The sequence below is a fragment of the Pseudoalteromonas fuliginea genome (assembly GCF_000690055.1).
Taxonomy (GTDB): Bacteria; Pseudomonadota; Gammaproteobacteria; order Enterobacterales; family Alteromonadaceae; genus Pseudoalteromonas; species Pseudoalteromonas fuliginea.
Genome location: NZ_JJNZ01000067.1, coordinates 16,945 through 29,928, shown reverse-complemented (window position 1 = coordinate 29,928; position 12,984 = coordinate 16,945). Strand labels below are relative to the sequence as shown.

Here is a 12,984-nt window from a genome sequence, read left to right as displayed (position 1 = left end):
TTTAAGTGGAGTCTCGTAGTTTTACACTATGTATGTTTTACTCATCTTACCAGTTTTGGCATAGAGAATAATAATGAATAAAGAAATGTTAATTGAACAAGTCGGGGCGTTGTTTGTAAATGGCATGCCGTTTAATCAGTTTTTACAAATATCGGTAGAATCACTGAGTCCTGAACAAGCAAAAATTACCTTTCCTTGGCAGGATGTATTTATTGGTAATCCAGCGCAAAAAATATTACACGGAGGTGTTATTTCAGCCGTGCTTGATAATGTGGGAGGAATGCTTGCTGCAGCAAGTGTGATTGATAAATTAACAGACTTAGATATTGGTAGTGTGCAAGCGAGGCTAGCTACGCTTGGAACCATCGATTTACGCACCGATTATTTACGCCCAGGCAAAGGCGAAGTGTTCACCGCGAGTGCAACGCTTATTCGTTCAGGCAACAAAGTGTGTGTATGTCGAATGGAGTTACATAATGAAAAAGCTATTCAAATTGCGTTTGGTACTGGTACGTATTTAGTTGGATAAACAATCCATGGAGAGTAAACTAGCGACCTTTTAGTATCACTAAGTGTTTTTATTATGTCGATTGATACAGAGCAGCGTAAAGGCGCTGTTTTTGCTTGCCTAGCATTTGTGATGTGGGGGTTAGCACCTATATACTTTAAATTTATCCAGCATGTGTCAGCTTTTGAAATATTAATGCATCGCGTTGTTTGGTCTGTCGTTTTTTTAGTACTTGTGGTAAGTATTCTTAAATATTGGCACAAAATAAAGCGTATTATTGTTCAGCCCAAACTAGTGTTAATGCTTGTTATTACTTCAGCGTTACTGGGGTTTAATTGGGGACTTTTCATATGGGCGATAAATAATAACCATATGCTGGATGCAAGCTTGGGGTATTACATAAACCCATTGTTAAATGTATTGCTGGGTATGCTTTTTTTAGGCGAGCGTTTACGTAAGTTTCAGGGCGTTGCCGTTGCACTCGCGTTTTCGGGAGTATTATTGCAACTCGTTAGCTTTGGCTCGTTTCCGGTAGTTGCTTTTTCATTGGCAATATCATTTGCACTTTATGGCTTATTACGTAAAAAACTCCCCGTTGAAGCTCTGCCAGGGATATTGCTTGAGGCACTTATATTATTACCTGTAGCGCTTGTTTATTGGTGGTTAATGGCGCCTTCTGACACATCAAGCCTTCCCGCTAACGATTGGCATACTAATGCGTTACTAATTAGCGCGGGCATTATAACTACATTACCGTTATTGTGTTTTACTGGCGCAGCTAAGCGTTTGCAGTACACTACATTGGGCTTTTTTCAGTACATTGGGCCAAGCTTAATGTTTATGCTCGCAGTGGTGTTTTACGGTGAGGTATTTGATGCAGAAAGATTAGTTACATTTGCATGTATTTGGAGTGCGCTTGCTATATTTAGTTGGGATTCTTACTATCAATCACGCAAACGAAAAAAAGCGGCAGTGGCGACAGCACAAGTGGCTAGTTAACTATTCTAGCTAATAATTTTGTTGCGGCCAGTTTCTTTTGCATCATAAAGTTTTAAGTCGGCCTGTTTTAATAGTTCATCAATTTGATAAACAGGCCCTGACGAAAAACCAATAGAAATTGTGAATCTAATGTTGGCTTTACTAAATTGTTGGCTATTAGCTTCTATAAAGTACCTAAATCCTTCAAGTTTTTTGAGTGCTTCTTGTTTATCGGTATCGGCAAAAAAAACAGCAAACTCTTCACCCCCCAAGCGTGCTACTAAATACTTTTTAAAGTATTTGCTAAAACAAATAGATAAACCTTTTAATACTTCGTCGCCTGCATCGTGGCCATAGGTATCATTAATTGCTTTAAAGTGATCGATATCAAGCATAGCTAATGCGCCATTACCGTTATCAAGTTCAATTTTCTTAAGGGATTTTCTAGCCTCTTCAAAAAAGTAACGACGATTGGGGATTTTTGTGAGGTAGTCTGTATTAGCTTGGTTTTTTATGGTTGCTAAAAGCGTTAACATATCGACATTTTGGCTTAATCGACAATAAAACTCCTCACTATTGAAAGGTTTATGTAGGTAATCATTTGCCCCGTTCTTTAAGAATAAGGTAGATAAATCTGAAGAATCAGCGCCTGAAATGCCAATTATTGCTTTTTCATCGTTATCATATAAACGCCTGATTTCTGTGCATAGTTCATCGCCGTTCATATTAGGCATTTCATTATCAGTGATAATAACGGAGATATCAGGTGATGTTTCAAGCATAACAAGTGCTTGTTTACCATCTTCAGCTTGTAAAGTTTGATATTTATGGCGGGTTAACAAGCTACATATGTACTGTCGTGTGGATAAAGAGTCGTCAACAACGAGTACTTTTACATTTTCGTTTCGAGGTAGTCGTAATAGCTGTTTTTCGAGATACTGATACGCTTGTTTATTTTCTTTGATGATGTAGTCAATTATAGGGTATTTTTCTACTGTATCGCGTGTTTTTTTATCAATATTACCCGTCATTACAATCGTTGGGATTTCAGCGTCGATAGTACAAGGAACTGCTTCGCCATTAGGCGCATCAGGTAAAATAAAGTCAACTACAGCACAAAAGTAGCTATTTTTACTGATAAGTTCTTTTGTTTGAGTTAGAGATTCAGCTATATCTACTTCATAACCCGCTTTAAGCGCGATGTGTTTTTGCACCCGCGCTATTGTTGGCGTATCTTCAACTATTAGTATTCTTCGCGTCACGTCACAACCTTGTTTATATTTTTGCAAAAGTATTTGCTTATACAAGTTGTAACTGCTAAAACGCAAAAAAGCAAATAAGTGAAGAGCTTATAGGTTATCTGCTTCAGAATAATACTCTTGGCTTATAGGAGCTGGCCCTGATATTTTTGAGCGGCCAAATAGGGTATGAAACTTACTCTTACATGTTGTAAGTTTAAGGTATTTAACCCAAGCACGCTCAATCGGATTTGTTGGCTCTAAAGTCCCCATTGCTACGGCTAAAAATTGTTCTTGGTGTTCGTTTTGTGGCTCAATAGTTTTGTTGTGTAAGCCTTTTAAAACAACGCCATGTTGGTCTAATATGCTGGCTTCTAATAAGGTGAAGTTTCCACTACGGCTAAAACCGCGTGGGAAGTTGTGATCATCATAAAACTGACGTTGGCTAACAAATGCTTGACGAAGTAGTGAAATATCATTGCTCATAGCTTTATCCTCATGCCTTAGTAATTAGCTGGAGTATGATGCAAGTTTGGCAATTTATTAAACAAGTTATTTTTATCGTGAGGATAAAAAATTGGATATAGATTTATTAAAAACATTTGTTGAAGTTGTGCGTACACGTCACTTTGGTAAAGCGGCCGAAAACCTTTATATCACCCAATCTGCGGTGAGCTTTAGGATTCGTCAGCTAGAGCAGGGACTTGGGGTTAATTTATTTATACGCCAGCGTAATAATATTCAACTTACAGCGCCGGGTGAGCGTTTGTTGCCACATGCTCAAATGATTATTACGGGTATGCAACGCGCCAAAGTAGATGTTGCGCTTGCCGATAATATGCATAAGCAAATTAGCTTAGCAGGAACGCCTAATATTTGGGATGCTTTTTTACAGTTTGGTATAACAAATATTGTATCGGCGATGCCGGGCGTGTCATTAGTCGCAGAAGTTAAAGCACAACAAGAAAGCACTCGGTTGCTATTAGAGCGAACTCTCGATTTAGCCATTTTATTTGATCCGCCTAAAGTAGATGAATTAGTAGTAGAGCGAATTTGTGAACTGCCTATTATTCCAGTGAGTGGCTATGATACTGCAACTAACGAAAACTTTTTTGATAACCAATATGTATATGTTGATTGGGGAACAACTTTTTCACTTTGGCATGCGCGTCAGTTTACAGGTAAAACGCCGCCTTACTTCAGAACAAGTACTGGTCGTATAGCACTTGATTTAATATTACAGTGCGGCGGGAGTGCGTTTATTCCTCAAGTACTTGTAGAGCATCATTTAAATAAAGGTGATTTATTTCATGTTAAAGATGTAAAAAATACGTCACGAGATGTATTTATTGCCTATCATAGAGATAATGAACAGAAAGAATTAATAGAAACGTTGGTAAATTTGTTATCACAAATGACACCTAGCTTGACGCTGGAGCCTAATTTATAGGTACAAATGAGTTGCTGAGTATCGATGTTATTTTGATTTCATATTTAATGCACTTTTATTAATTTAAAATTACAGAAATATTTCGATTGTAATATTTCTGTAATTTTACAGTGACAAACTGCTGCTGTTTTAAAATTAGTCTTTTGTGATTATCCAAGGAAATAACATGAAATTTGTAAAATCGAGCTTATGTTTAGCGCTATTAAGTGGCTTATCTTTTAATGCTCTTGCTGATGTAGACGTGTACGGCAAAGCGAATGTAACTATTCAATCATCTGATGACGGTGAAGGGTCGTTCACTGAAATTAAAAGTAATAATTCTCGCTTTGGTCTTAAAGGTTCTGAAAAGATAACAGAGGGCTTAGAGGCTGTTTATAAATTTGAGTTTCAAGTTGACGTGTCTGATGCGGACTCAAAGGGTGATAATGATGACAATATTTCTGCGCGTAACCAATATATAGGGTTAAAAGGTGTATTTGGCCAAGTTGTTGTTGGTCGACACGATACTGCACTTAAGTTATCTCAAGGTAAAGTTGATTTATTTAGCGACCTTGAAGGCGATATTAAAAGTATATTTAAAGGCGAAAATCGTTTAGGTGATTCTGTTACTTATTCATCAAATACTTACGAAGATTTTAGAGTACTTGCTACTTTTATTGCAGAAGATGATGAAGATGCAAAAAATGGCTATTCACTAGGACTTACTTATGGCGATTCTTCACTTAAAAAGAGTAAAGTATATGCATCAATTGGTGTTGATAGTGAAGTAAATGGCTACGATGTAGTTCGTGCAACTGTTCAAGGTAAAATTAATGATTTTAAAGTAGGCGCAATGTACCAAACACAAGAAAAAGTAGACGGCAGCGCAGAGGCTGACGGGTACTTATTAAGTGCAGCTTACATAATGGGAAACAATACATTTAAAGTGCAATACCAAACTATGGATTTTGACGACAGCGATGATAAGTCAGCAATCTCAGTAGGTGTTGATCACAAGTTAAATAAAAATATTAAAGTATTTGGTTTTTACTCGGGCTTCGACATGGACAACAACGTTGACCAAGATTACTTAGGCTTAGGTATGGAATACAAGTTTTAACTATTCGCTAAATTAGTTAAAACACTCCCTTTTTAACCGCACTCTTTTGAGTGCGGTTTTTTTTGCTTTAAATTATTTACTTAGCCGCCCATAATAGAGCTTAATTTGGAATGAGGTGCGAGTCCTCGACTGTTCCCGCAACTGTAATTAGCGCAAAGCTTTAAGTCAGATACAAATGGTATAGTACCAATTTTATTAAAAACATGATCTTTTTAGTGAATTAAATAACTTACTAACTTCGTTAAAAATTATTCATATAGAACAACTATATGTCATAATTTCCGCCTTGTTATTAAGCTGTTTATTTGTCGCTATAATAAATCACTAATTTAATGCAATTGGTATGAATTCTTTTAACGAGCGGGTTTACTCATTTTTCTTGTAGTGCATTAGTATTTTTATCGCATTTTTGGTGAGTTTAACCTAGGGTCTGTCGAACTTTGCGGATTAAAATTTGTTCAAACTAGGGGCTATTTAATCGCGGCGCGAGGTTTGTAACCTAGTGGGCTAAGTAAAAACCGAGCAACAAAGAGTAAATAGCCCCTAGGAAGAACCCTTTGGGCAGCGCCTGTTTGGCATTAATGCTACGTTATCGCCCATTTATGGGGAATAACCACACTACATAGGCTCTGCCTTGCCTAAATACCAAACAGACTGTTGCAAATTTAACCTTGAAAGATCAACAGACCCTAGCCTAGGACTGACTATTGCACACTCAAACGCCATTAAATACACCATTACTAAACGTTAAAAACGTATCGTGGGGTATTGGCAATAAAACGATTCTCAAAAAAATAGACCTTAAAATAACTACAGGTAAATTTGTTGGCTTGATTGGTCCCAATGGCGCTGGTAAATCGAGCTTATTGCGTTGTTTATATCGTTTTAGTAAACCCAGTGATGGCGTTGTAGAATTTAACAACACCGATATTTGGCAATTAAAAAGCGATGAGTACGCAAAAAAAGTAGCGGTTGTTTTACAAGAAACTCCGTCGCAATTTAACTTAAGTGTATTTGACGTTATTGCGCTTGGGCTAACGCCTCATAAATCGCTATTTAGCTCAATAACTAACATTGATAAACAGAAAATCACCCAAGCTATCAACACTGTAGGGTTGGCAGATCATAGCGATCAAAGCTTTGAGTCACTTTCGGGGGGGGAAAAGCAACGTGCCTTGATAGCCCGTGCGATAGTCCAGCAACCTCAGCTGTTAATAATGGACGAACCAACTAGCCATTTAGATGTTAAATATCAAATACAAGTAATGGAACTTGCTAAATCGTTGGGTGTAACGGTATTTGCATCGTTTCACGATTTAAACTTAGCTTCTGCAATGTGCGATGAACTAGTGGTTATTAAAAACGGTGAAATTACACATACAGGCGCGCCAAGTGAGGTATTAACCGAAAACATGCTAGGCGACGTTTTTGGTGTCTGCGCCCAAGTAAATAACCACCCGCAATTATCGAAATCGGGAAATAGCATCCCTCATATCACTTACTTTTATGGTTACAAATAATATGAGCGCAGTTAATACTCGCCACTCACTTGCGCTATTTGTAAGTGTTGCAGCTGCTTTATTTAGCTTATTTGCAGCACTTAGTTTTGGTGCAGCAGAGACCTCACTTCAAGACGTACTTAATAGTTTTTTGCTCTCAAATGAGGCGTCTTTTAATACGCGTATTATTTTTGAACTAAGAATGCCACGCACATTACTCGCCTTTTTAGCTGGCTCTGGTTTAGCAATTTCGGGGCTTATTTTACAAACGGTAACGCGTAACCCTTTAGCCGATCCTTACTTGTTTGGTATATCGTCGGGTGCCTCATTTGGCGTGGTATTACTTATGGCGCTAGCAGGCGTTAGCGCAGGTTTTATGTTATCGGCAGCAGCATTGCTGGGTAGCTTACTCGCCATGAGTTTATTAATACTTATTGCAGGTAGGCAGCAAAGTGCACAGGTAGAATCAATGTTATTAGCAGGCGTCGCTCTATCGTTTTTATTTAGTGCATTTACCAGCTTGTTGCTTTATTGGAGCGACCCTCAGGCAGTAGCCGCTATTTTATTTTGGACACTGGGCAGCTTTGCGCGTGCGCAGTGGGCTACGCTTTGGTTGCCTTTGTTGGTAATTACATTGTGTACGTTTGTAATGTTGAGCTTTAGAAGGCAACTCAATGCTATGTTACTGGGCGATGAAAGCGCAATTACATTAGGTGTTAGGGTCCAGCGCTTTAGAATACTCATGCTGGTTTTGAGCTCGTTAATTACCGCTGTGCTGGTGGCTATGTGTGGTGGTATTGGGTTTGTAGGATTAATGATACCGCATATTGTGCGCTTTTTTATATCCCAAGGCACCATCGCTGGCTTACTGGTAACCAGCTTGGTGGGCGGTACATTTATGGTGTGGGTTGATGTACTTTCGCGCTCATTGCTTAAAAACCAAGAGCTGCCCGTAGGCGTTATTACTGCAGCTATTGGCAGCGTATTCTTTTTGAGTTTATTGTTTTTTAGAAAGCGAAAGGTGTAATTCCATGAAAACCTTAATGGTGCAAGGCACTACATCAGATGCTGGTAAAAGCACTTTAGTTGCTGCCCTTTGCAGGGTGTTTGCTAAGCGAGGGGTAAAGGTTGCGCCTTTTAAACCACAAAATATGGCACTTAATAGCGCAGTAACAAAAGATGGCGGCGAAATTGGTCGTGCGCAAGCTTTGCAAGCAATAGCAGCTAAAGTAGAGCCCGAAATAGATTTTAACCCTATATTACTTAAGCCTAATAGCGACACGGGCGCACAAGTGATTATTCACGGAAAAGCCATTAGTAATATGGAAGCTGGCAAATATCACGACTATAAAAAAGTGGCGATGGATGCAGTAATTACCTCACATAACCGCTTAGCTAAACGCTTTGAATTACTCCTTGTTGAAGGAGCGGGTAGCCCTGCTGAAATAAACCTGCGTGAAAACGATATTGCCAATATGGGCTACGCCGAAGAGGTAGATTGCCCAGTAATTATAATTGCTGATATTGATAAAGGCGGCGTATTTGCACATTTGGTAGGTACACTTGCGTTGTTAAGCGAGTCAGAACAAGCGCGCGTAAAAGGCTTTGTTATAAACCGCTTTAGAGGCGATATAGGTTTGCTGCAAGGCGGGCTAGATTGGCTTGAAGAATACACAAACAAACCCGTACTTGGCGTATTACCTTATTTGCATGACCTCGCGCTTGATGCTGAGGACGCTGTCGCAATTGATAATAATGTAACCAACGCCACAATTAATATTGCAGTGCTGCTTGTTCCCCACATTAGTAACCACACCGATTTTGATGCACTGCGTTTGCACCCAAACATTAATATAAATTATGTGCGCCATACGCAAACGATCCCAGACGTTGATCTGATAATTCTCCCAGGCAGTAAAAATGTGCTGGGTGATTTAAGTTTTTTGAAAAATGAAGGCTGGGACACTCAAATTAAGCGCCACTTACGCTATGGTGGCAAAGTACTTGGTATTTGTGGCGGCATGCAAATGCTGGGCAATACAATCAACGATCCCGAGGGTATTGAATCGTCATTAAGGCAAGTAAATGGACTTGCCCTGTGCGATTTTAAAACCACGCTGACAGCACAAAAAGTATTAACTAAAATAACCGCTACACTGCTTTTAAATAACCAATCAACACCCTGTAGTGGTTACGAAATACATGCAGGAATTAGCCAAGGTACAGCGCTTGACAAGCCATTTTTAACCTTTGATGAAAACCACCCAAATGGTTTTACGTTTGATGGCTTTATTAGCGATGATAACGCCATTGCGGGTACGTATTTACATGGCTTATTTGATGAAGCCGATGCGACATCGCAAATTTTAAAATGGGTAAAACCAAGCGCCTCAATTAACCCAATTAGTATTGCCACTCATCGCGAGCAGCAGTTAGAACGATTAGCAACCATGTGCGAAACGCATTTAAATATACAGCAAATTATCTCGATTTATGAAGGGCACAATAATGACTGAACAAAATAACGATAAGCACAAGCAGCGCCAACAAAAAGTAAAAGAACAAGTGGATGCACGTGTTGCGGCAGCGCAAGATGTAAAAGGTATTTTTCAGGTAATCACCGGTAACGGTAAAGGTAAATCAACCTCAGGCTTTGGCGTTGTAGCACGCTGCGTAGGGCATGGAAAAAAAGCAGCCGTTTGCCAATATATTAAAGGTACGTGGGAATGTGGCGAGCGTAATTTATTACAAGGTGCAGGCGTTGAGTTTGTTGTAATGAACACCGGTTTTACTTGGGATACGCAAAATAAAGAAGCCGATACCGCAGCCGCGCAGGCAACATGGCAAGAGTCAAAACGTATGCTTGCTGATAGCAGTATTGATTTAGTATTACTCGATGAGCTTACGTATATGGTGACATACGGCTACGTAGATTTAGATGAAGTAGTAACAGCGCTTAATAACCGCCCGCCAATGCAGTCAGTTATTATTACAGGGCGTGCAGCACACCGCACTTTAACCGACCTTGCCGATACAGTAAGTGAAGTGCGTAATGTAAAACATGCATTCGACTCAGGTATAAAAGCGCTAGAAGGGTTTGATTACTAATGCTTAAAGTGTTTTTTATTGGGCTACTGCTTTTTAGTGTATCGGGCAGTGCACTTGCAGAGCAGACCAAGGATTCTAAAAAGCTGCGCATAATTGCGCTTGCACCGCACATTGTCGAAAACCTATTTGCCATAGGGGCGGGCGATAATATTGTGGGCACGGTTGATTACGCCGACTACCCAGGTGAAGCCCAAAGTATTGAGCGCATAGGGGGTTATTACGGCATCTCGCTTGAAAAAGTATTGGCGCTTAAACCCGACTTAGTTATTGCGTGGAAAAGCGGAAATCAAAGCGAAGATTTAGCCCAAATAGAGCGTTTAGGTATAAAAGTATATTTGAGTAATCCCACCACAATCGCTGGTGTAGCCGACGAGTTACTTACTTTTGGTGAATTTACAGGGAATATTGAGCAAAGCCAGCAAGCGGCAAATGCATTTACGCAAAAACTAAACGGTATAGTTAAAAGCCAGCAAGATAAAAAAAATATAACCGGATTTTATCAGTTATGGGCTGAGCCCATGATGACAGTAAGTAAAAATACATGGATAAGCCAACTGATTGAAACATGCCATGTAAGTAATGTATTTGCACAAAGCACCACAGATTACCCGCAAATTAGTATCGAAAATGTTATTGTTACTAAGCCGCAAGTTATTATTATCCCTGATGAAAAATCAAAAACGCCACAGCCGGTTGTTAATTGGCAAAAGTGGCCAGAAGTACCCGCTGTTAAAAATGATCAATTTATTAGCGTAAATGCCGATTTATTACATCGTTTTACTGTGCGCATGCTAGATGGACTTGCGGATATGTGTGATAAAATAGACGTATCACGTAAACAGATTAAGAGTACACAATGAGCAATTGGGCTACATTTTTAGAAAGTGAATTACAGCAACCTTACATGCAGCAAACGTTAGAGTATGTGGCTAATCGCCGCAATGAAGGTATTGCTGTTTACCCGCCTGAAGCTCAAGTTTTTAGTGCTTTTGATGCCACCGCACTTAATGACATACGCGTTGTAATTTTAGGACAAGACCCATACCACGGAGAAGGGCAAGCGCATGGCTTGTGTTTTTCGGTATTGCCTGATGTAAAAAAGCTGCCGCCGTCGCTTAAAAATATGTACAAAGAGTTAGCTACCGATATCAGCGATTTTATTATTCCTGAGCATGGTTACCTGCAAAGCTGGGCAGATCAGGGCGTGTTTTTACTCAATACAGTATTGACCGTTGAACAAGGGCAAGCGCATTCACATAAGCATTTAGGATGGGAGCAATTTACCGATAATGTAATAGCGCATATTAATAAGCACTGCGAAGGTGTGGTATTTATTTTATGGGGTGCACATGCACAAAAAAAAGGGAAAGGCATAGATAGTGCACGCCATCATGTTTTAAAAGGGCCACACCCATCGCCGCTTTCGGCGCATAGAGGCTTTTTTGGCTGTCAGCATTTCTCAAAAACGAATGAGCTATTGCGAGCCCAAAAAGATAAGCCAATTAACTGGCAAATCTAATTTATTCCAAAGAACTCAAATTGTTTAAACCATTAAAAAAGGCTTCCAGATTCTGGAAGCCTTTTTGTTTAGTTGGGGCGTATTGAATTAAAAATCGAGCTCATCAATTGCAATACTGTCTGTAAAATAATCTAGTTCTTGTAGTTCTTTGCGTAGGCGCTGTTTGTCTTTTATTGCTTCTATTTCACGCCACTTCCTTTTTTTATTCTTTTGAGAGGTTTTTCTAGTTGTATCAGGACCTTCTAATATCTCTAATATATCGTTTAGGCTATCCATGAATTTCTCCTATTGATTTATGACCTCAAGAATACCTATACCACAGGCCTAGCTAAAATAGAACAAAAAAGTGACAGTTATGTTACGTAAGTGTGATTAATTGATGAAGGTTTATACGAGGATTATATGAAGTCGATATGAAGATTATATAGAGGGGTAGCGTATTTTAGGCATAAAAAAACGCCGCTATTGCGACGTTTTTAAAACACGATTATAGCAAATTACATTGCTTTAAAGCGCGCCTCTAGTTGTTCTTGTGCATCAGCAAAAGAGCGAATACCTTCAGCTAGTTTTTCAGTAGCCATAGCATCTTGGTTATGTAACCAACGGAACTGTGCTTCTGTTAATGGCTCTGGTTTTGGCTCTTGTGGAACATCGCTTTCAAGCAAATATTCTTGTGCGCCTTCAAGGTTGCCTAAATCTTCTAAAAGATTAGGGCTAATAGTTAGCTTGTCACAACCTGTAAGTGCAATAATTTCGCCTGTGTTACGGAAACTTGCACCCATCACAACTGTTTTGTAGTCATGGCGTTTGTAAAATTCAAAAATGCTGCGTACAGACTGAACACCTGGATCTTGTAGCGGATCGGTTGGTTTTTCCATACCGTTAGCAACGTGCCAATCTAAAATACGGCCAACAAATGGCGAAATTAGAAATACGTTTGCATCGGCACACGCGCGGGCTTGGGCATCGCTAAATAATAAAGTAAGGTTACATTTAGTCCCTTCTTTTTCTAGCTGCTCAGCGGCTTTAATACCTTCCCACGTAGACGCTACTTTAATTAAAATTTTGTCTTTGCTTACACCTTCTTTTTCGTAAAGGCTAAGTAGGGTATGTGCTTTATCAATCGTAGCTTGCGTATTAAACGAAAGGCGTGCATCTACTTCAGTAGAAATATAACCAGGTACAATAGCGCTAATTTCTTTACCTAGTAATACGGCAAAGTAATCGCATGCTAGTTCAAGTTGTTTAGCAGGCTCTTGCTCGGTTTCTTTTGCGTAGCTCCAAGCTTTATCTAGGTAAGGCTTATATGCTTCAATCTCGCTCGCTTTTAATAAAAGCGACGGGTTTGTAGTTGCATCTTCTGGTTGATGCTTTTTAATAGCTTCAATATCACCAGTGTCGGCTACGATAGATGAATGTTGTTTTAGCCTTTGTAGAGCTGAAGTCATTTGCTTTCCTCATTCCAAGCAAGTTAAAAGAAAAATCTAATCACTCTTAATATATACAATCCATACTGCAACAGTGTGACAATGCTTGATAGGTCTTATGTCCTGATCAATAAAAAAACGGTAATGCATGGGTTATT

14 protein-coding genes and 1 riboswitch are annotated in these 12,984 nt (G+C 39.3%); of the genes, 10 read left to right on the top strand and 4 right to left on the bottom strand.

Annotation, left to right across the window (positions count from 1 at the left end; all coding sequences use genetic code 11):
- Positions 1–73: 73 nt before the first annotated feature.
- Together DC53_RS03975 and rarD are read left to right on the top strand one after the other, a co-directional pair.
- A complete protein-coding gene (locus DC53_RS03975) occupies positions 74–529 on the top strand; it encodes a thioesterase family protein (RefSeq protein ID WP_007376493.1) in 456 nt (151 codons plus the stop codon).
- Positions 530–583: 54 nt separating this feature from the next.
- Positions 584–1,507 (top strand): EamA family transporter RarD, encoded by a 924-nt coding sequence (rarD, locus tag DC53_RS03980; RefSeq protein ID WP_033031372.1) that lies wholly within the window; start codon positions 584–586, stop codon positions 1,505–1,507.
- A gap of 5 nt (positions 1,508–1,512) precedes the next feature.
- Here the strand turns inward: rarD and DC53_RS03985 are convergent, their stop codons facing one another.
- Positions 1,513–2,748 (bottom strand): response regulator, encoded by a 1,236-nt coding sequence (locus DC53_RS03985; RefSeq protein ID WP_033031400.1) that lies wholly within the window; start codon positions 2,746–2,748, stop codon positions 1,513–1,515.
- 87 nt (positions 2,749–2,835) lie between these two features.
- Complete coding sequence (locus DC53_RS03990; protein ID WP_007376490.1) at positions 2,836–3,210, bottom strand: MaoP family protein; 375 nt, start codon at positions 3,208–3,210, stop codon at positions 2,836–2,838.
- 91 nt (positions 3,211–3,301) lie between these two features.
- Between DC53_RS03990 and DC53_RS03995 the strand changes: the two genes are divergently transcribed.
- The 8 genes from DC53_RS03995 (at position 3,302) to ung (ending at position 11,399) form a co-directional block, all read left to right on the top strand.
- Entirely contained in the window at positions 3,302–4,174 is an 873-nt protein-coding gene (locus DC53_RS03995; RefSeq protein WP_033031370.1) for a LysR family transcriptional regulator, read from the top strand.
- Between the two features lie 166 nt (positions 4,175–4,340).
- Positions 4,341–5,273 carry a porin gene (locus DC53_RS04000; protein WP_033031368.1) on the top strand — a complete coding sequence of 311 codons (933 nt, stop codon included), beginning with the start codon at positions 4,341–4,343 and terminating at the stop codon, positions 5,271–5,273.
- Positions 5,274–5,316: 43 nt separating this feature from the next.
- Positions 5,317–5,468: riboswitch (cobalamin riboswitch) on the top strand.
- A 512-nt stretch (positions 5,469–5,980) separates the two neighbouring features.
- Positions 5,981–6,793, top strand: a complete 813-nt coding sequence (locus DC53_RS04005) for an ABC transporter ATP-binding protein (RefSeq protein WP_033031366.1) — start codon at positions 5,981–5,983, stop codon at positions 6,791–6,793.
- Between the two features lies 1 nt (position 6,794).
- Entirely contained in the window at positions 6,795–7,799 is a 1,005-nt protein-coding gene (locus DC53_RS04010; RefSeq protein ID WP_033031364.1) for a FecCD family ABC transporter permease, read from the top strand.
- A gap of 4 nt (positions 7,800–7,803) precedes the next feature.
- Positions 7,804–9,288 (top strand): cobyric acid synthase, encoded by a 1,485-nt coding sequence (locus tag DC53_RS04015; RefSeq protein WP_033031362.1) that lies wholly within the window; start codon positions 7,804–7,806, stop codon positions 9,286–9,288.
- On the top strand, positions 9,281–9,880 hold the full coding sequence (cobO, locus tag DC53_RS04020; RefSeq protein ID WP_007376484.1) for a cob(I)yrinic acid a,c-diamide adenosyltransferase: 600 nt from the start codon (positions 9,281–9,283) through the stop codon (positions 9,878–9,880). The genes DC53_RS04015 and cobO overlap by 8 nt, the downstream gene beginning before the upstream one ends.
- A complete protein-coding gene (locus DC53_RS04025) occupies positions 9,880–10,740 on the top strand; it encodes a cobalamin-binding protein (RefSeq protein WP_007376483.1) in 861 nt (286 codons plus the stop codon). Before cobO ends, DC53_RS04025 begins: the two co-directional genes overlap by 1 nt.
- Positions 10,737–11,399 carry a uracil-DNA glycosylase gene (gene ung / locus DC53_RS04030; protein ID WP_007376482.1) on the top strand — a complete coding sequence of 221 codons (663 nt, stop codon included), beginning with the start codon at positions 10,737–10,739 and terminating at the stop codon, positions 11,397–11,399. The genes DC53_RS04025 and ung overlap by 4 nt, the downstream gene beginning before the upstream one ends.
- Before the next feature lie 87 nt (positions 11,400–11,486).
- On the opposite strand, the gene DC53_RS04035 is transcribed toward ung, so the two are convergent.
- Together DC53_RS04035 and tal are read right to left on the bottom strand one after the other, a co-directional pair.
- Positions 11,487–11,675, bottom strand: a complete 189-nt coding sequence (locus DC53_RS04035; RefSeq protein WP_002961395.1) for a DUF3545 family protein — start codon at positions 11,673–11,675, stop codon at positions 11,487–11,489.
- A 221-nt stretch (positions 11,676–11,896) separates the two neighbouring features.
- Positions 11,897–12,847, bottom strand: a complete 951-nt coding sequence (gene tal, locus DC53_RS04040) for a transaldolase (protein WP_007376481.1) — start codon at positions 12,845–12,847, stop codon at positions 11,897–11,899.
- Between the last annotated feature and the right edge of the window lie 137 nt (positions 12,848–12,984).

Coding starts and splice junctions, on each gene's coding strand:
- tal (WP_007376481.1), bottom strand. CDS start 12,847: ATGACTTCAGCTCTACAAAGGCTAAAACAACATTCATCTATCGTAGCC.
- DC53_RS04025 (WP_007376483.1), top strand. CDS start 9,880: ATGCTTAAAGTGTTTTTTATTGGGCTACTGCTTTTTAGTGTATCGGGC.
- DC53_RS04010 (WP_033031364.1), top strand. CDS start 6,795: ATGAGCGCAGTTAATACTCGCCACTCACTTGCGCTATTTGTAAGTGTT.
- rarD (WP_033031372.1), top strand. CDS start 584: ATGTCGATTGATACAGAGCAGCGTAAAGGCGCTGTTTTTGCTTGCCTA.
- DC53_RS03990 (WP_007376490.1), bottom strand. CDS start 3,210: ATGAGCAATGATATTTCACTACTTCGTCAAGCATTTGTTAGCCAACGT.
- DC53_RS04000 (WP_033031368.1), top strand. CDS start 4,341: ATGAAATTTGTAAAATCGAGCTTATGTTTAGCGCTATTAAGTGGCTTA.
- DC53_RS04015 (WP_033031362.1), top strand. CDS start 7,804: ATGAAAACCTTAATGGTGCAAGGCACTACATCAGATGCTGGTAAAAGC.
- ung (WP_007376482.1), top strand. CDS start 10,737: ATGAGCAATTGGGCTACATTTTTAGAAAGTGAATTACAGCAACCTTAC.
- DC53_RS04035 (WP_002961395.1), bottom strand. CDS start 11,675: ATGGATAGCCTAAACGATATATTAGAGATATTAGAAGGTCCTGATACA.
- cobO (WP_007376484.1), top strand. CDS start 9,281: ATGACTGAACAAAATAACGATAAGCACAAGCAGCGCCAACAAAAAGTA.
- DC53_RS03975 (WP_007376493.1), top strand. CDS start 74: ATGAATAAAGAAATGTTAATTGAACAAGTCGGGGCGTTGTTTGTAAAT.